Genomic DNA, 19,052 nt, shown 5'->3' on the forward strand with positions numbered 1-19,052 from the left:
CCTTGCCAGGTTCCTGGTAATCGAGCCTGTTTCCATATGTGATTAGCTTTCCATCGACCTTGATAAGTGGACCCTTTTCAGCTAAAATGCCGATGACAAATATTTTGTCTGCTGTGTGAAAGTCAAATATTTCTCCCAATAGGCTTCATTTCTTCCGATAAGCCTCAATTTCCAGCCTTTTCATCTGGACACGGACATATCCTTTGTCATCAGGTGGATAATTTTTCACAAGAAGAGTTACAAGTTCGTTTATAAAATCCTCTTTTAATTCTGGAGGTATCCGCTGTATATAAGGGTGCCAGGTTGAAGCAATCCAGGCGAAAAGTCTACTTTCTCCATGAAGAGCTATGTCTTTTGAGATCAATTCCAAACGCTTAATTAAAAAACCTGCATCTTTGAGCCATTTACCGTATTCTTCAGGTCCGTAAAAGCCATATGGAAATACAAAATCCCTGAAATAAGAACTCCATTTTTCGTTTTCAAGCATATAATCAAGAGTTTTGAGAATCTCTGCAGCGTTTCCTTTCCCACCAAGCTGGGCCAGGAATACTCCACCGGGTTTGAGGCTTTTCAAAAAACCCTTCAGAGCAGCTTCAGGAACCTTTATCCAGTGAAGAACAGCATTGGAAAAGACAATATCGAACTCAGAGTCAAAAGTAAGTTCACTTGCATTTGCTTGCATAAAAGCAAGGTTTGGAAACTTCTCTTGAGAATAATGATTCCTGGCAAAAGTAATCATCTCTTCAGAGAGATCGATTCCTAGAACAGAGCCTTCAGGTAGGTTTTTTGCAACTTCAGCACTAAGTTTTCCGTCCCCGCAGCCAACGTCCAGAAACCTTTCATTTCCTTTCAAATTCAGCTTTGCAAGAAGTTCAAACCCCCAGTTTTTCTGAGCTGAGGAATTCGAAGAATAAAGTTTTGGATCCCAGGAATACATAAAAACCATTTGTATTTTATCTAGATATTTAACAGTTCCGGCTTCATCAGGTGTCAGGTAGTTTCGAGGTATTAGGTAGTTTCGAGGTATTAGGTAGTTTCGAGGTATCAGGTAGTTTCGTAGTGAACATTAGAAAATTCTATATGAAAAATACTATAACAAAGCATGCTTGAGGTTTTAACTTTCGTGAATATAACTAGACTCCAAAAATAGCGGAACCTTGCCTCTATTTCTTCGTGCCATTTGGACATGGACTGCCAGAAGACGGAAAAAACAGAGTGATCATTATCGTGTAGACTATTGTGTAGACTAAAATATCCAGTATTTGCGTTAATTCAAAAACAGTTAAACGTTTACTCAACTGCGAAATTTATGAGAAACAGAATATATACCATACAGAACACTTATAACAAAAAAGACACCTGCAACAATTAGAAACCCACAAAAGCCAAAAACGGCATAGAATGCTCCAAAAATGATATAAAAGATTCCAGAAAGAATAATAAGAGCTAACCAGTATGAATAGTACTTATTATCCATAATAGTAATTAGGCAAACAGTAATAAGTAATTTGCCATGTTTGGAAAGAAGAGCGTTCGCAAGAACTTTCAAATTAGACCACTACCGCTTTGCGCCCTTTTACAATCAAATTTGTGCTGGCGTACCCCGCAGCAAGCTATATGGATATTCGGCTAAAAAGCATAAATCACATATAGGAAATAAATAAAAATATGCAATTGTACTCTTTTCCGTGAAAGAGGAGCAATTTTATGCAGTACTATGTGAAGAACAGTTCCTTTATAATCAAAAGAGATTTTGAAGCCGTGAGCACGGGTTTAAACGGCGACCGTGCACGAGTAAAGTACCTATTCAACAAACAGGTGCCAAGAACGTTTAATTCCCTGACCCTCGTGAGTTCTTAAAAGAAGAAACACTGAAACTGGGCCTTGAAGAAACTCACTTCGTTCTCCTTACGGCTGTAAAAATGGAATATATTCAGGTAATAGAAAATGACTGCCTGACAGCTTTCATAACCGCTGGCTTGAGCAACGGCTCAGAATTCAGGGCAAAAGTCGGAACCATAAATATAATTCTAGTCCATGCGTCTTCGGTTAAGTGAGGAATCATGATAAATTGCGTCAATTTCCCAACATTTATTGAATAGTTTACCTTAATATTTACCGACTATAACTTAATATTTATGGATGCACAATCTGTGTCTCAAGAGTGAAACATGGGTCATACCCTGATCTTTTTAAATCATTGTGAGTATAAGCATATGGGGATACTTATGGAAGAAAGAGTAAATGTTTTTGAAACTGCCGGGGAAAACTGCTGCGTTGCTGCCTGTGGTCAGAAAGTTTATGATATTATTACGGCTGCACTCTGTGAAAATAAGAAAATCGAGCTATCTTTTGCAGAAGTGAGTGAGCTTACACCTGCCTTTTTGAATTCGGCAATAGGACAGCTTTACGGCTATAAGTTAGAAGCTGGAACAGGGCATCGATTTCATGTTAATAGGCCAAAATTTAAGGCCGGTTTCTAATGCAAAATCGATAGCTTTCAGGCAAGAAAATTCCTTAACCGATGACCAATGAATTCTAGTCTCAAAAGCAAGACTATCTGAGAAAGCTCTTCTCGGAGCGATAATCACAGCCACAGAAGCAAAAGGGCTCGCACTGCTTGAGAAAGGTTACACTTTCCTGGGTACGAACACGGATGCTATAATTGTTGCTTATGAAATGGACTCAAAACCTGGCCCGGAAAATAAGGAAAGACAGAAAATTCCTTACGCAGGTTCAAGCACGTATTTTGGGAAAAAGATTACTGAAGCCGTGATAAAATGAGTAAAAGCAAGGCTTGAGCTACGGGGAGAATGAATCTGAAAGAAATACGTAGAGATAAAGCAAAAAACCTCTTCCCAATTACTTTTTTAAATTAGCTATAAAGAAAGTAGATAAAACAATTTAAAAAATATTCAGGGCAACATGCAACCATTACATAAAGTCAGTATTAGAAAAACGAGATAAAATCATTATGAAAAGTGGTTCAAAAATAGATTATGGAAAGTAAAGTTTTATAAGGTGAGTATGGCAGCGATCCAGAGTTCCCGAAGGCTCGCACACTTCAGTACAGTAAGGAACGCGGGCAGGCTTATCTACTGTGTTCGGGATGGGTACAGGAGTTACACTGCCGCTGTGGCCGCCAAACTCGACCTATAAATGGGATTGTGAAAAGAAGTCATGTACAGTGCTGCATACTGAATTTCGCCTGGACCGGATTAGGAAAGGAACGGATAGTTAGTAAACGCGGACTGAACACCTCGTTGCCTTGGTGCTTACATCCCGTTTCTATCAAACCGGTCTTCTACCGGAATCCTTAATGAGGTCTCTTTTTAGGTCAGAGTTCGAGCTTAGATGCATTCAGCTCTTATTCCTTGGCGCGTAGCTGCCCGGCTATGCCTTGTCAGACAACCGGTACACCAGTGGCGCCGCTGCTTGGTTCCTCTCGTACTAAAAGCAGCTTACCCGCAGACCTCGTGCACCTCTAGTAGATAGTAACCGACCTGTCTCACGACGGTCTAAACCCAGCTCACGATCTCCTTTAATAGGCGAACAACCTCACCCTTGGCCGCTGCTGCACGGCCAGGATGGAAAGAACCGACATCGAGGTAGCAAGCTGCCGGGTCGATATGTACTCTTGCCGGCAACGACTCAATTATCCCCGGGGTAACTTTTCTGTCATTTTTGGCCCCCACCAAGGAGGCTCAAAAGTTCGCTAGAACCGACTTTCGTCTCGTCATCCACTGCTATGCTGAATAACGTCAGGCTGACTTATGCTCTTGCACTCTTCAGCGAGTTTCCGACCCGCTTGAGTCAACCATTGCGCGCCCTTGATATCTTTTCAAGGGCGTCCCGCCCCAGGCAAACTGCCCACCTATCGGGGTCCTCTTCTCAGAGTTAGGGTCGTAGTCCCAGAAGGGTAGTGTCCCAATTGCGGCTCCACGTATGCTGGCGCATACGCTTCGATGCCTCCTACCTACTCTGTACATCCAGAACCACAACCCAGCGACAGGCTGCAGTAAAGCTCCACGGGGTCTTCACTTCCCCCTAGAGGTCTCTAGACTGTGCACTAGAATGTAAGCTTCACCGGATTCCAGTTAGGGACAGTAGGGCTCTCATTGATCCATTCATGCAAGTCGCCAATTAAGCGACAAGGTACTACGCTACCTTAAGAGGGTCATAGTTACCCCCGCTGTTTACAGGCCCTTCTTCCCGTTGAAACGGGGTTTCAGGTACCTGCACTGAGCAGGATTCAGAGATTGTACTAGCCCTTACGGGTTTGCAATCTCCTATGTTGGTATTAGACAGTTAGAGCCCCCTGGTCACTGCGACCTGCTGTCTTCACAGCAGGCACTCCTTATCCCGAAGTTACGGAGCTAATTTGCCGAATTCCCTTAACTGAAGTACTCCGACACGCCTTAGCCTTTTCAGCTAGGGGCACCAGTGTCAGATCTGGGTACGGACATTTAGCGGCCTTTTCACGGGTCCCGGGGTGCAGCCGACTTTAGCCATTACAGATTCGCCCGATTCTCGCCATTACGGCTCTCCACGGGGTTCGCTGCTTAGACGGCGCGACGACGCCGCTCGGCCTGCCCTGAGACGTCAGACGGAATGCTAAATGGTACAGGAATATTAACCTGTTTCCCTTTTGGCGTACTCGAGTTACGGTACGTCTTAGGACCGACTAACCCTCGGCTGACGATCATTGCCGAGGAAACCTGGCCCCTTCGGCGGCAGGGATTCTCACCCTGCTTTGCTGCTACTATTACCAGGATTTTCGTTTGCGAACGGTCCACAGGACTTTACAGCCCTGCTTCGGTCCGAACGCAACGCCTTCCTACGAGATTACCTTGCGGTACTCCGTGGTATCGGTGGTCGACTTGAGCCCCGTCAATTTTCGGGGCCCCAAACCTCGACTGGTGAGCTGTTACGCACTCTTTAAAGGGTAGCTGCTTCTAAGCTAACCTTCCAGCTGTCTGGGGCTTGGGACGCCCTTTAGTATTAACACTTAGTCGACACTTGGGGACCTTAACCACGGGCTGGGTTGTCTCCCTTACGGACTACAAGCTTACCCCAGCAGTCCGGACTCCGACTTTCTACAATGACGGTGGGTTTGGAGTTTGACAGGCAGGCGAGGGGTTTCCCCCCCGGAACCGCTAATCAGTGCTCTACTCCACCGACGATCTCCAGTCAGGTCATGCTGCGACATGTTTTGGAAGGAACCAGCGGATGCCGGGTTAGATTAGCATTTCACTACGAGACGCAGGTCACACGAATGATTTGCAGATCAATACCGCTTGCGGTCCTCCACGTAGCTTTCGCCACGCTTCAACCTGCCCACGCCTAGATCACCCGGCTTCGGGTCTTACCCCAGTGACTCCACGCACTTGTATACGTCGTGCCTCGCTCGGAGAGCTGCGCACATGTTGCTTTCGCTTCGGCTGCCCATATAAAGGTTAGCCATTGCCACTGAGATAAACTCCCTGGCCCGTTCTTCAAAACGTAAGATACGACACTGGCAGTGACATTCGTACAACATTCTCGCGAATGTTTCCTTCATGCCAGAGTTCCTTTAATGCCGTATCGTTCCATCACTATCAGGTTTCAGGCACTTTGCACCTCCCTTCTCGGGGTACTTTTCAGCGTTCGGTCACCCTACTATTTCGCTATCGGTCTCAAGTAGTATTTAGTTTTGGAGGTTGGTGCCCCCCAGATTCCCGCACGATATCCAACGCACGGTACTCAGGGACATGTTCCGATCTTTTGGTTTACACATACGTGACTGTCACACTCTATGGTCTGCCGTTTCAGGCAAGTTCTGTTTAGCCGCCAGACGTTTGAACAGCCCTACAACACCACATTTCCCTGTGAAGGGATTCGGTTTGAACTGTACCGTTTTCACTCGCCGTTACTAACGGTATCTCGATTGATTTCTTTTCCTGCTCCTACTGAGATGTTTCAATTCGGAGCGTTCCCGATCATTACTGATCACTATGGAGAGGTCCCATTCGGAAATCCCGGGTTCATAGGCTCCTTGCACCTACCCCGGGCTTATCGCAGCTTGGCACGTCCTTCATCAGCTCTTGAGCCGAGCCATCCACCTGATAGCATAATTCCTGTGTATCCTAACCAGGTCCAGAAAGCGTCCAGTATACAGCACTTATACATGACTTCATGTACCTGCGTGTCAACACAGGCAATCCGTCCTTCCCCGAAAAGTTACTTTCCGGGTGCATAAAAATGGACTTGCTGGGATTCGAACCCAGGGCCTCTGCCTTGCAAAGGCAGCGATCTTCCATCTGATCTACAAGCCCTAGAGAGACTAGAGATCCACAGCGGATCTCCGGGGTGAGGATTTTGTTCGGTTTATCGGCATCTGGGTGGTGAGTTTTTTTGCTTAGGAGGTGATCCAGCCGCAGATTCCCCTACGGCTACCTTGTTACGACTTAACCCCCCTTGCAAAGCACAGGTTCGAACACGACACGATGTTCGTGCCCTCACCCATACCTCACTCGGGTGGTTTGACGGGCGGTGTGTGCAAGGAGCAGGGACGTATTCACCGCGCTATATTGAAACGCGATTACTACGGATTCCAGCTTCACGAGGGCGAGTTACAGCCCTCGATCCGAACTAAGGATGGGTTTGTGAGATTACCAGCCCTTTTCAGGGGAGGGACCCATTGTCCCATTCATTGTAGCCCGCGTGTAGCCCGGGAAATTCGGGGCATACTGACCTACCGTGGCCCGCACCTTCCTCCGATTTAACACCGGCGGTCCCCACAGAGTACCCATCATCCCGGAGGATATGCTGGTAACAGTGGGCACGGGTCTCGCTCGTTGCCTGACTTAACAGGATGCTTCACAGTACGAACTGGCGACGGCCATGCACCTCCTCTCAGCGATTCAGGTAAGGTCTTCAGCCTGACCTACATATTGCTGTCGTCCCCGGTGAGTTGTCCGGCGTTGAGTCCAATTAAACCGCAGGCTCCACCCGTTGTTGTGCTCCCCCGCCAATTCCTTTAAGTTTCAGCCTTGCGGCCGTACTTCCCAGGTGGCTCGCTTCACGGCTTCCCTGCGGCACCAGACACGGTCGCGCCATGCCTGACACCTAGCGAGCATCGTTTACGGCTGGGACTACCCGGGTATCTAATCCGGTTCGTGCCCCCAGCTTTCGTCCCTCACCGTCGAACCCGTTCTGGTAAGACGCCTTCGCCACAGGTGGTCCCACAGGGATTACAAGATTTCACTCCTACCCCTGTAGTACCTCTTACCTCTCCCGGTTCCAAGTCTGGCAGTATCCCCCGAAAGCCTAATAGTTGAGCTATTAGATTTCCCGGAGGACTGACCAAACCGGCTACGGACCCTTTAGACCCAATAATCACGATCACCACTCGGGCCGCCGGTGTTACCGCGGCGGCTGGCACCGGTCTTGCCCGGCCCTTGCTAACAGGTGTAGTTTACACACCTGGACAGCCAGCATATGATGCTAGCACTCGGTGTCCCCTTATCACGGTTTCCCGCATTGTAAAGTTTTCGCGCCTGCTGCGCCCCGTAGGGCCTGGATTCATGTCTCAGAATCCATCTCCGGGCTCTTGCTCTCACAACCCGTACCCGTTGTAGGCTAGTAGGTACATTACACCCACTACTACCTGATAGGCCGCAGACCCATCCTTGGGCGGACGAATCCATTTTACACATAAAGCATTCCAGCATATATGCGTTATCCGGAATTATCCCCAGTTTCCCGGGGTTATGCCGGACCCAAGGGCAGGTTATCCACGTGTTACTGAGCAGTACGCCATGTTCACGAAGAACATATGACTCGCATGGCTTAGGCGAACACCGATAGCAGTAACCTCTGGCAGGATCAACCAGAATTGTTAATGTATCGCACACTTTAAAATTAAAGGTCTTGGTCGCAGAAACTTGCACTAACAACTATCAATTCAGTTATTTTCGTTTCGCGATGATATGTTATGAAAAACTCTCACCGCCCAGAATTAACCGAACCGACAAAATCCTCGTCAGACAGGAAAAAACTCCTGACTCCATTAAAAGATGAAAGAGATTTGTGATTTTTTACCTACGCAATCAGTTTGCGCAGGGACATATACAAGGTATTTCTTGTATATAAAGCTTTGTGTTATTTACCTCGACACAATCACATTGTGAGAGGGATGTATACAAGGTATTTCTCATATATAAAGCTTTTCCATCAGGCGATTTTTCACCATTAGATCCAAAACAAAAAGAGAAGTTTGCTTGAATCTATAGAGACACTGCCATTTACATGGAAAGGGATCATAAGAGAGTCGAATGCTCACAATTTTACTTATTGTGAGGGATACATACAAGGAAATTCTTGTATATAAAGCTTTTGTTTGATTTATTTTTTACCATAGATTTTATCTCAAAAATAAATTTTTGCAAAATCTATAGATATAATAATTACTGATCCTCTCAGATCAGAGGATCTTCTAAGGGCATTACTAACATATAAATCTTTCGGGAAAATCTTTTTAGACAACCTAAACTAAAAGGCTGATAAATATACCTTTTCCAAAAGAGATTAAGTTAAGAAAGAAACAAGATAAAATATATTCATACGTCTTTGGTTAAGTGAAGAATCGTGATAAATTGCACCAATTTCCTCACATTTACCAAATAGGTCAATAAGTTATAAGCTGGAATACGGTATCGATTTCATGTAAATGGACCAAAATTTAAGGCCGGCTTCTAATGCAAAATCAATAGCTTTCAGGCAAGAAAATTCCTTAACCGATGACCAATGAAAATATATTTATTATTAGAGTATAGGATTTTATTTTTAAATTTAGCGAATAATTTTCATTATAAAATGTTTTCTGGCAATTAACTGAACCTGCTGAAAAATAAGAGCCGCATACTGTTATAAAAATATTATGAACATTAATAATTGTATAGTTTTTAAACTGTATCTGAGTTAAGAAAATTAGTAAAAACTGAACATTAAGAATAAAAGGTTACTCAATAAAGAAAATAATAGTTTGAAGTTCAGCATTAGAAACTAAAACTTGCTCAGTGAGTTTTATATATATAGGATTCCAATTAAATAAAGGGGAGCTAGGAGTCCCTTTAAGGAATTGGGAAGAATTTTGGGTTTTTATACCTGTTTGGGCCTCATTTAGCTATCTCTGTGAAAAAATAGAGAAAGTTGAGTGACAAAATAGATTAAAAATAAAATCAAGATAGATCTCAGGAAAGTGTTGATTTTTAACCCGGTTTTTACCCCTGTAAACAATCAAGGATTATTTGCTCCTCAAATGCCAAAATGGAGGTTAGACATTTGATAGATATAGATCCCAGTGGTATCCTGGTTCGTTACAATGTAAAAATGGAAAAAGAAATGACACCGGAAGAGGCTGCAGAAGAACTTTACCCAAAGGATTCAATAATTTATCCGATTGCAAAGGCCATCTTTGAAGGCGAAGAGGACGACGTTGTTGAAGGGTTGGAAAAGGCTATTAGCTCTGGAAAGGACCCAATCTCTCTTATCGATGACGCTCTGATGGTTGGAATGGGAGTGGTCACCAAACTTTATGACGAAGGAATAATTTTCCTGCCAAACGTTATGATGTCTGCTGATGCCATGCTGGAGGGCATTGAATACGTTAAGCAAAAAGCAGGAAGAGCACCTGTGGTTAAAGGTAAAGTCGTTTGCCACGTTGCAGAAGGCGACGTCCACGATATAGGAAAGAACATCGTAGCTGCATTGCTCAGAGCTAACGGATATGATGTAGTGGATCTTGGAAGAGATGTCCCTGTAGATGAGGTAATAGCGGCTGTCGAGAAAGAAAATCCTCTCATGCTTACAGGTACTGCCCTGATGACCACAACCATGTACGCATTTAAAGAAGTTAATGACAAGCTTCTGGAGAAAGGCTACAAGATTCCGTTCGCCTGTGGCGGCGGTGCTGTGAACCAGGACTTCGTATCCCAGTATGAACTAGGAGTATATGGCGAAGAAGCAGCCGATGCTCCTAAGATAGCAGATTTCATCAGGGAACACGGAGGCAACATTGTGAAACTGAGGGAGAAATTCCATAAACACTGAGGAGATGGAGTAATGGCAGTAACAAGATGTACTAAAATGGCTTATGCAAGCGCAGATGACATGGTTTTCGGAAAAGCTGTCACGCCAGTTAAAACCGGACTGGAACTTGAAATCGGTGCCGGTTACACAACTCCCGAAGTAAACTATGCCCCAAGACCTGAAGCCGGAGCATCCAAAGAAAAGCTCATAAAGGAATACGAAAGGATAACCACCGACATTATGGCAAGGATGGTTCAAATCGGAGCTCCTGCTGTTGTACTTGAAACTGAACACGTTCAGCAGATGTCCAATCACCCGGATTGGGGAGCTGCCGTTGCGCATGCCCAGAAAACTATCATGGAAGATTACCATGATGAATACGGCATAAAGTGCGCACTCCGCCACACCATTGGTGACATCCGTGAGACCAGAGACTTCCTCGCACTTAGAGGAGACAAGTACAGCGTCTTTATGGAGGCCTTCGAGCAGTGTGCCCAGAATGGGGCTGACATGCTTGCAGTTGAGTCAATGGGTGGAAAAGAAGTATTCGACTATGCAATCCTCAGGAACGACATGGCAGGCGTACTTTACGGAATAGGTGTTCTCGGTAGCATAGATATGGAAATGATCTGGCAAGACATTGCATCAGTTGCAAAAAAGAACAATGTAATAGCATCAGGTGACACAGACTGTGCCCAAGCAAACACCGCGATGTTCATTGCAGGCGGGCTGCTGGACAAGAACCTCGCTCACACACTTGCAATCATTGCAAGGACTATTTCTGCCGCAAGATCACTTGTTGCTTACGAGGCCGGTGCAGCCGGCCCTGGAAAGGACTGTGGCTACGAGAATACCATTGTAAAATCCATTGCAGGTGTCCCGATAGCTCAGGAAGGTAAGACTTCGACCTGTGCTCACTCCGACCTGATGGGGAACATTGTCATGCAGTGCTGTGACCTCTGGTCCAATGAATCTGTTGAGTATCACGGTGAATTCGGTGGTACCACAGTTCAGTGTTGGGGAGAGACCTTAGCTTATGACTGTGCTCTAATGAATGTTGCTCTTGATTCGGGTAATGAAAAAATACTTAGGGACATGTTCGTAGCTTCCGATATATACAGAGACGCACAGGGCTATGTACTCGCATACCCGAATGCCTACAGAGTAGGACAGGCAATTGCAACAGACGGAAATGATATTTACCTCCGTGCCAAGAACGCTGCTATCGAATGCATCAACATTGTAGAAGAAGGAGCAAAGGGCAAACTTGAGCTCTCCAGATTCGAAGCTAAAGCCCTTGCAGATGCAAAAGCAGCTTTCGAGGCCCTTACCGACGACAAAGAAAAGTTCATGAGTGACTGCCTTACAAAGTATAAACAGGAAGTCAAAGTCTTCAAGCCAGAGAACTACGACCTCTAATCAAGGCAATTCTCTTTTTTCCTTTTTTAAATATAGAGTGTTCCGTTTTTAAAATCCCGAGTGTAGTTTTCTAATTTTCCGGATAAATTCATATAGAAATTTTTAGTACTGACAGACTCATTTAGCACTGGATATTTTTCTGTTAAGCAGCAACAGTTGAGTGAAAACTATATAGTTATGATTGTAAAAATTAACACTTAATTTACTCAAGATCTACAATTACGTAGGACACGAAAAAACTGGTCAAAATAATTACAACGAGAATGTATAATCAGGAAATAGGCTGCTTGAGAGAAAGAAGCGAATAAGATCCCGTTCTCTCAAGATAAGATACGGATATTACAGACAGCATGTTAAAAAATTGAAAATGACAATAAAAAATATTAATAAAAATTAGTAAAAAATTAGTAAAAAAAACAATAGAGAAATTAGTGAGAAATTAGTTAAATTCTTTATTCTGTGGTTTTTCAAGCGTAATATTCGTCTCTTGCCTCGACCATCGCTTTAATGTGGGAAAGCGGAGTCATAGGTGCAATTCCGCAGCCAGGCGCCAGTACGTCTACACCTTCGGAAATAGCTTTTTTCGATTCTTCTTTTATCTTATCGATCGGACCTGGGAGCAGAACAAAGGGGCTTGAGATATTTCCTACGAGCCTTGCCCTATCCCCAAGCACTTCCTTAGCCTTTTTAATACTGCCAACTTTTTCTTCAACGCTCAGACCTTCGAAACCGCAATCTGCCATATAGTCAAGGATCGGGGCCACACTTCCACAGATATGCAGAACCGTAACCGAATTTACGTTTGAGGAAAACTTATGCAGCCTTGACTGGAGTTCATTTTTAAAAGAATCCGGACTCATCAGGTCAGGAGATGCTACAGGATCGGCAACGGAGATGACATCTGCTCCTGCAACAACCATTGAATTTGCATATGCTATTGTAGCATCGGTTGCAAAATCCAGTACCTGATGTAATAGATCTGGCTTTTTAACAGACCATTTCATAAAGGACTTTACACTCGCCAGATCGGAAGCAAGAGTAACAGGTCCTTCCATTCCTCCTATAATAGGCACATCCGGTCCTACTCTTTCCCTTATAATTTTGATTGAATCAAGTACAGCTTGGATTCTGCCTATGTCAAGTAGGTTCTCAGGCATTTCCATACCCTCAAGGCTTTTAGGATACGGATGTGCAGTAACTGATGGCTGCCTATTTTTAGTTCCCATATTAACCTCACAACCCATAGCTTCGGCAAGCACAGTCAGGCAATACGGGACTCTTACAGCTTCAAGCCCGCTTAATTCATAGTTTGCAATCGCAAGCGTCGCCATTTTTTCAGGGTCAGAATGAGCCTCTGGCCAGGAAGACCCTACTTCATCCATTAGTTCAACGATTCCTGTCTGGGTTACAGAACAGACCGGTACTTTATCTACTTCTTTACCTTCCAGCGCATTTAAAAGTCTCTCCTTAAGTGTCATCTCAGTCATAATTATCTCCCCATGTTAAGATTCAATTTGTAAGTTTTTAATCTTTTGAGTTCTCTACGACCTTCTCGTATGCTACTGATCTTTTAGATCGATAACTTATAGTTTTCTAACCCTTAGAGGCATATCAAAATATTCAGAGTTACTGTCAAAGGCAAGTAACCACCTTCGGAAAAATTAAATCCCCATGCCCAGATTGGCTAGTATGGTCTGAGTCGGTTTCCCGAATTGCCTCTTCCTGTTTCATTCTTTTCTCTGAGGAGAATAAGTCCACAGGCTCTTGTCCCACTATCCGTATGAAAAACGTGTTTGGTTATAAAATAATTTTGCTTAGCAAATATTATTTGAAAGTACCATTTATTTTATGCGTCTATCCCGAAACTAATATTATATTGAAATTATGGCTCTGTAGAAATCCGATCTTAACTGACACCATCAGACTAAATTATAATAATGAGATTTGATGTGATGAAATCTAATTAAAAATATTTTATATATTTTATACGAGAGGCTTTCTACAAAGATATTTTTAGAATAAATATGAATAAAATTTACAAAAGAATTACTATTTCGTAACTATTCAGCCGGGGTAAAACAAGATCAATAGTCATTGTCATTAAGATTCAACATACCATTAAGATTCAACGCACAAATATTTTCGAATAAATTTTATTTGATTATTGGCTATTGATTGTGTTTTATCTTTGTTCATCAATCATTTATTTAACTCCTTGTTTTCATCAAAATCGACATCAATCAGCTTTTTTGGTGGGTAGAATAGTTACGTTTAAATAATATAAAACAAATTTTACAAAAATTTTGAGATATTGTCAAATGTAAAAAGCATTTTTATTTATTTATGTGCATTATTCAAAGAAAAAATTGCATTCGTTTTCAAAAATGTACATTTTAATATTTTTAAATATAATCGTTTATAATATAAAAAATAAAGGACTTGATTATATGGATAATCTTCATGAAGCACTGGAGAGACAAAATATTGCTTATTTTTCAATGGAGATAGGCCTTCGTAGTGACATCGCAACATATGCAGGAGGATTAGGGGGTCTTGCAGGTGATGCTATCCGCTCAGCTGCGGATCTAAATATTCCATTTGTAGCAGTAACACTAGTAAGTAATAAAGGATATTTTAGACAGACTCTTGACCCTGCAGGAAATCAGATAGAACATAAGGATGAGTGGAATCCTGCCCATTTTATGACTCTTTGCAAAGAAGAAGTAAAAGTAAAAATTCAGGATAGAGACGTTAAAATCAGAGCCTGGATTTATACTTACAAGAGCCATATCGGAGGCTGCGTGCCAATAATTTTTCTAGATACAAATGTTGAAGGAAATGAATCGGAAGACCGCAAGATTACGGATTTTCTATATGGAGGCGATCAACGTTATAGACTCAAGCAGGAAATAGTACTCGGAATAGGAGGAGTACGGATGCTTAATGCTCTTGGGTTCAGAGTCAGAAAGTACCATATGAATGAAGGGCATTCAAGCTTACTTGCTCTAGAACTTTTGAAGCAAAACAGCGTAGACCCAAAAAAAGTAAAGGAGCTTTGTATCTTTACTACCCATACTCCAGTGGAAGCAGGGCATGATAAATTTGATTACGGGCTTGTAAAAGACCTAATCAAGGATAAAAACAATGTTGAAATCCTCCGTAAGTTTGGAGGGCAAAACTACTTTGATACAAGCATTTTTGCTATGAACTTGTCGAATTATATCAATGGCGTTACAAAAAGACACAGCCAGATCTCAAGTGCACTTTACCCTGGTTATAAAATTAATGCCATTACAAATGGTGTTCATTCCTATACATGGGCTTCCCCTTATTTCAGAAAGCTTTATGATCGCTATCTTCCGGATTGGGAAAATGAACCTGAACTTCTGATAAGAGTTGGAGAAATTCCAGACACTGAAATATGGGAAGCACATTGGAGTGCAAAAAGAGATTTAATCGACGAGGTGAACAAAAAAACAGGCGTCGGAATGGATTATGATACTCTTACAATAGGCTTTGCACGGCGTATGACATCATATAAGCGTCCAACTTTAATTTTTTCTGATCTTGAGATGCTTAGGAGTATTAATAAAAGAGGTAAAATTCAGCTTATTTTTGCAGGTAAAGCCCATCCTAATGATGAAGCCGGAAAACAAATTATAAGGGATATTTTTAAAATAATAGAAACTCTTCGTGACGACATAAAAATTGTGTTTCTAGAAAATTATAATATGGATCTTGCTGCAAAAATGGTTTCTGGAGTTGATGTCTGGCTTAATACTCCTAACTGTCCCTACGAAGCATCAGGTACAAGTGGTATGAAAGCTGCTCATAATGGAGTAGTGAATTTTAGCGTGCTTGATGGTTGGTGGATTGAGGGATGGATTGAAGATGTGACAGGCTGGTCTATTGGGCCCAAACCAGATGAAAAAATTTCGATTGAAGAGATAAGAACTGCTGAGCTTAGAGATCTCTATTACAAACTCTACTACATCATTGTCCCTATGTACTACGAACAAAAAGACGAATGGCTCAAGCTAATCAATAATTCGATAGGTATGATAGCATCTTATTTTAACAGTCATAGGATGATGAGGTATTATGTCACACAGGCTTATCTTTGAAAGTCTTTAAAATCTAACTGGATTCAATTTAGAAAAAGTACTTAAACTGACGAATCAAAGTTGCGCTGGCACACCCCGCTGCAAGCAACGGGGTATGTTGACGCTGCCACTCAAAAATTCGACTGAAATAGATGATAATTTATAGTGAGATCATATAAATTATACATATTTATGTAGATCATATAAATTATACATATTTTTGCAGATCATATAAATTATATGTATTTCTGTTTAATTGTTTGTCTCTTTAACTGTATTTTTAGCAGAAAGAACTGCAAATTGTTAGATTAGCAAAAGAAATGAAGTAAAAAATATTTAGACGTAAATATAAAAAGAGAACTATTTAGAGCCTATTCAAAAAGTGATTAGATGTTATAACTTTTACAATACGAAACATAATAATGGAACTGATATTCTAATACTACAGACCTATTGTAACCTTTCAACATTCATTACCAACTTTTTGGATAAGCTCTCGTTCTCTGTTACAAAAAGAGGTAAGTAGGGTTATGAAAAAAATGAGAATAGGAATGTTTACCTGGGAAAGTTTATATTCAATGCGGGTTGGAGGTATTTCGCCCCATGTATCCGAACTCTCTGAGGCTCTTGCAGCAGAGGGACATGAGATTCACCTGTTTACACGAGACCGTAAAGATAAAGATGAAATAATAAATGGGGTTTATTATCACAAAATTGCCTGTGATCAAAGCGGGGGAATTGTTGAACAGATGAACCGGATGTGTGATGCCATGTACTGCCGGTTCCTTGAAGTGAGAGAAAGCACAGGAGAGTTTAATGTATTACATGGTCACGACTGGCACCCAGTAAATGTTCTTTGCAGGATAAAAGCCCAGTTTGGACTGCCCTTTGTGCTAACTTTCCACAGTACAGAATGGGGACGTAATGGAAATCATCATGGAGATTGGTGGGAAGCAAAGGAAATCTCACATAGAGAGTGGCTTGGAGGCTATGAATCTTCGGAAATTATCATAACCTCGACCATATTGAAAGAAGAAATCAAGCAAATTTACAAAATCCCTGACTACAAGCTCTGGGAAATTCCTAACGGCATAAACGTGGGAAAAATAAAAAGGCAAATCGACCCTGGTGATGTGAAAAGGCAATACGGTATCCATCCCTGTCTTCCAGTGGTGCTTTTCACGGGAAGGATGTCTTATCAGAAAGGGCCTGACCTGCTGGTGGAAGCTGCTGCTAAAGTCCTGAAGAAGAGGAATGCCCAGTTTGTGCTTATCGGTGAAGGAGAAATGCGCGCTCATTGTGAATATAGAGCTCAAAAACTTGGCATTGGAGATTCATGCAATTTCCTCGGGTATGCTCCGGATAATACCGTAATAGACTGGTTCAATGCCTGCGACCTCGTGTGCGTGCCCAGCCGGAATGAACCCTTCGGAATTGTGGTGCTTGAAGCCTGGGATGCAAAAAAACCTGTCGTTGCAAGTGATGCAGTAGCCCTTGTAGAAAATTTCAAGACAGGCGTTATTACTCATAAGGAACCGTCTTCTATTGCATGGGGCCTTAATTATGTCCTTGAAGGGCTTGGCCACAACCGGATGGGAGAGAAAGGTTACGACCTTATTAAAAAGCGATATAACTGGAAAATAATAGCTGAAAAAACTCAAGAAGTATACAAAAAAATTATAGAAAAACAAGAATTAAAGGACAAAAATGCATAAGACAAATATTTAAAAGGCACTGTGCTTAATTTAGCTTGAAAATGTTGCCATTTGCAAGCACTTTCATTGGTTGTGCATGTTATTCAAAGAATATCACGTTCGTTTTCTGTAAAACTTGCTCTATAACATTTATTCTTCTTTTTAATTACTAAACGATGCATTCAACTTTACAACTGTGTAATAAAATTATTATATATTAACAGAAAGTTGCAGATAATACAAATAATATATGTAAATACATCAGACAATATATAAAGAACCGAAGCAAAAGAGCAGGTTATGGTACGTATTTCGGACAGGATAACAGTAATTAAGGGAGACATCGTAAAACTGAAAGTGGATGCAATCGTAAATGCCGCAAATTCAACTCTACTTGGAGGCGGAGGAGTTGATGGCGCTATCCATAGATCTGCAGGGCCAGGATTGTTGGAAGAATGTAAAGGTTTAAAAGGCTGTGCCACAGGAGAAGCAAAAATTACAAAAGGATATTTTCTGCCTGCAAAATGGGTAATACATACTGTTGGGCCGGTATGGCAGGGGGGACAGAAAGGAGAGGATAGCTTGCTGGCTTCCTGCTACAGAAAAAGCCTTGAACTTGCAAGAGAGTATACTATAAAAACCATTGCCTTTCCAGCTATAAGTACTGGAGCATATAACTTTCCTTCAGAAAGAGCTGCAGGAATTGCAATTTTCGAAATCACTAAATTCCTTCAGGAAAATGAATTGCCTGAAAAGGTTTTTCTTGTTTGTTTCAATAAAGAAACATGCAGGCATCTTTAGGAAGCATCTTCAAAAATCTTTAAAGTTTAATTTAAATTTTAGACAAATTAGCTTTAGATATTATTTTAGGTATTATTTTAGAGATTATTTTAGAGATTATTTTAGAGATTATTTTAGAGATTATTTTAGAGATTATTTTAGAGATTATTTTAGAGATTATTTTAGAGATTATTTTAGAGATTATTTTAGAGATTATTTTAGAGATTATTTTAGAGATTATTTTAGAGATTATTTTAGAGATTATTTTAGAGATTATTTTAGAGATTATAAGTATTTTCATTCACAGTATATTTATAATACGGTTGCCTGCAAAGTACATGAGAACATTTGTTAAAAAAGACATTTCAAAAAGAAACTGAAAATTGGCCTCCCACACTCAATTATTGAAGATCATTTATATACAATATTAGAAAATTAGATTTTAAACAAAAATTAATAATGACAATATACTTCGGGTTGGATGCCGTACTAAATTTAACGGTTAACACTGGTAAATCGTTAATGTTCTGGAAAAGAGGTTTAAACAATAAGTGAGAGGCAAAAACTCGCAAAAACTCATAAGTTGGAGAAAACAGAGCAAAATATTATAAAGGTCTGATAAAAAACTAGTACTTAAGTTTCGGCAGTGTCTCAAACTTGCTGTAAACTTGAAGTTAAGTTCTTGCATACTATGGAGAAATTGATATTTCGATATGAAATTTTCTACCCAATAACTTATTGAGATTTGTAATTTTACAGAAAACAAACATGAAATTCTTCGAATAACAGGCACAAAGAAATGAAAGTACTTTTCAAATCACAGTACTTTCATGCTAAATTAGTACACTGCCCAAGTGTTAGATCTTTGAGCTTTCAGGAACAAAAGCAGGAAAGTGCAGAAATAGAATTAAGAAGTACAGGAACAGAAGCAGGAAAGTGCAGAAATAGAATTTGAAAGTACAGGAACAGAATTAGAAAAAAGACC

General features: G+C 41.4%; 9 protein-coding genes, 1 tRNA gene, 3 rRNA genes and 1 pseudogene. 8 read left to right on the forward strand and 6 right to left on the reverse strand.

Features of this window, described 5'->3' with window-relative positions; translation table 11 throughout:
• Window positions 1-145: 145 nt before the first annotated feature.
• Window positions 146-937: a class I SAM-dependent methyltransferase gene (locus MSBRM_RS12400; protein ID WP_048122647.1), complete on the reverse strand. Its 792-nt coding sequence runs from the start codon at window positions 935-937 to the stop codon at window positions 146-148.
• 940 nt (window positions 938-1,877) lie between these two features.
• Here MSBRM_RS12400 and MSBRM_RS21930 point away from each other — a divergent pair.
• The 3 genes and pseudogenes from MSBRM_RS21930 to MSBRM_RS19645 form a co-directional block, all read left to right on the forward strand.
• Window positions 1,878-2,057 (forward strand): adenosylcobinamide amidohydrolase, encoded by a 180-nt coding sequence (locus MSBRM_RS21930; protein WP_275042331.1) that lies wholly within the window; start codon window positions 1,878-1,880, stop codon window positions 2,055-2,057.
• A 171-nt stretch (window positions 2,058-2,228) separates the two neighbouring features.
• Window positions 2,229-2,483, forward strand: coding sequence for an STAS-like domain-containing protein (locus MSBRM_RS12410; protein ID WP_052712884.1), 255 nt, complete (start codon window positions 2,229-2,231; stop codon window positions 2,481-2,483).
• A 52-nt stretch (window positions 2,484-2,535) separates the two neighbouring features.
• Window positions 2,536-2,784 (forward strand): annotated as a pseudogene (locus MSBRM_RS19645) (adenosylcobinamide amidohydrolase); the annotation flags it as partial.
• A 241-nt stretch (window positions 2,785-3,025) separates the two neighbouring features.
• Here MSBRM_RS19645 and rrf read toward each other — a convergent pair.
• The 4 genes from rrf to MSBRM_RS12430 all read right to left on the reverse strand — a co-directional run bounded on the left by rrf (window position 3,026) and on the right by MSBRM_RS12430 (window position 7,877).
• Window positions 3,026-3,147, reverse strand: a 5S ribosomal RNA gene (gene rrf, locus MSBRM_RS12415).
• Between the two features lie 71 nt (window positions 3,148-3,218).
• Window positions 3,219-6,125 (reverse strand): 23S ribosomal RNA (locus tag MSBRM_RS12420).
• A 116-nt stretch (window positions 6,126-6,241) separates the two neighbouring features.
• Window positions 6,242-6,314 (reverse strand) — tRNA-Ala (locus MSBRM_RS12425).
• An 85-nt stretch (window positions 6,315-6,399) separates the two neighbouring features.
• Window positions 6,400-7,877, reverse strand: a 16S ribosomal RNA gene (locus MSBRM_RS12430).
• The 16S, 23S and 5S rRNA genes sit together here with 1 tRNA gene alongside, the layout of an rRNA operon.
• A gap of 1,432 nt (window positions 7,878-9,309) precedes the next feature.
• Between MSBRM_RS12430 and mtaC the strand changes: the two genes are divergently transcribed.
• Together mtaC and mtaB are read left to right on the forward strand one after the other, a co-directional pair.
• Window positions 9,310-10,092: a methanol--corrinoid protein MtaC gene (gene mtaC, locus MSBRM_RS12435; protein ID WP_080941559.1), complete on the forward strand. Its 783-nt coding sequence runs from the start codon at window positions 9,310-9,312 to the stop codon at window positions 10,090-10,092.
• Window positions 10,093-10,104: 12 nt separating this feature from the next.
• Window positions 10,105-11,490 (forward strand): methanol--corrinoid protein co-methyltransferase MtaB, encoded by a 1,386-nt coding sequence (mtaB, locus tag MSBRM_RS12440; RefSeq protein WP_048120784.1) that lies wholly within the window; start codon window positions 10,105-10,107, stop codon window positions 11,488-11,490.
• A gap of 467 nt (window positions 11,491-11,957) precedes the next feature.
• Here the strand turns inward: mtaB and mtaA are convergent, their stop codons facing one another.
• Entirely contained in the window at window positions 11,958-12,977 is a 1,020-nt protein-coding gene (mtaA, locus tag MSBRM_RS12445; protein ID WP_048120786.1) for a methylcobamide:CoM methyltransferase MtaA, read from the reverse strand.
• A 960-nt stretch (window positions 12,978-13,937) separates the two neighbouring features.
• On the opposite strand from mtaA, the gene glgP reads away from it, so the two are divergent.
• The 3 genes from glgP to MSBRM_RS12460 all read left to right on the forward strand — a co-directional run bounded on the left by glgP (window position 13,938) and on the right by MSBRM_RS12460 (window position 18,088).
• Window positions 13,938-15,614: an alpha-glucan family phosphorylase gene (gene glgP / locus MSBRM_RS12450; RefSeq protein ID WP_048123370.1), complete on the forward strand. Its 1,677-nt coding sequence runs from the start codon at window positions 13,938-13,940 to the stop codon at window positions 15,612-15,614.
• A 509-nt stretch (window positions 15,615-16,123) separates the two neighbouring features.
• Window positions 16,124-17,308 carry a glycosyltransferase family 4 protein gene (locus MSBRM_RS12455; RefSeq protein WP_048120788.1) on the forward strand — a complete coding sequence of 395 codons (1,185 nt, stop codon included), beginning with the start codon at window positions 16,124-16,126 and terminating at the stop codon, window positions 17,306-17,308.
• Window positions 17,309-17,587: 279 nt separating this feature from the next.
• Window positions 17,588-18,088: an O-acetyl-ADP-ribose deacetylase gene (locus tag MSBRM_RS12460; RefSeq protein ID WP_048120791.1), complete on the forward strand. Its 501-nt coding sequence runs from the start codon at window positions 17,588-17,590 to the stop codon at window positions 18,086-18,088.
• Window positions 18,089-19,052 lie beyond the last annotated feature (964 nt).

It is taken from the genome of Methanosarcina barkeri MS (genome assembly GCF_000970025.1).
Lineage (GTDB): Archaea > Halobacteriota > Methanosarcinia > Methanosarcinales > Methanosarcinaceae > Methanosarcina > Methanosarcina barkeri.

Bases quoted from the DNA above. Each gene is read 5' to 3' on its own strand.
- mtaC (WP_080941559.1), top strand. From the start codon at position 9,310: ATGGAGGTTAGACATTTGATAGATATAGATCCCAGTGGTATCCTGGTT.
- MSBRM_RS12460 (WP_048120791.1), top strand. From the start codon at position 17,588: ATGGTACGTATTTCGGACAGGATAACAGTAATTAAGGGAGACATCGTA.
- MSBRM_RS12455 (WP_048120788.1), top strand. From the start codon at position 16,124: ATGAAAAAAATGAGAATAGGAATGTTTACCTGGGAAAGTTTATATTCA.
- MSBRM_RS12400 (WP_048122647.1), bottom strand. From the start codon at position 937: ATGTATTCCTGGGATCCAAAACTTTATTCTTCGAATTCCTCAGCTCAG.
- MSBRM_RS12410 (WP_052712884.1), top strand. From the start codon at position 2,229: ATGGAAGAAAGAGTAAATGTTTTTGAAACTGCCGGGGAAAACTGCTGC.
- glgP (WP_048123370.1), top strand. From the start codon at position 13,938: ATGGATAATCTTCATGAAGCACTGGAGAGACAAAATATTGCTTATTTT.
- mtaB (WP_048120784.1), top strand. From the start codon at position 10,105: ATGGCAGTAACAAGATGTACTAAAATGGCTTATGCAAGCGCAGATGAC.
- mtaA (WP_048120786.1), bottom strand. From the start codon at position 12,977: ATGACTGAGATGACACTTAAGGAGAGACTTTTAAATGCGCTGGAAGGT.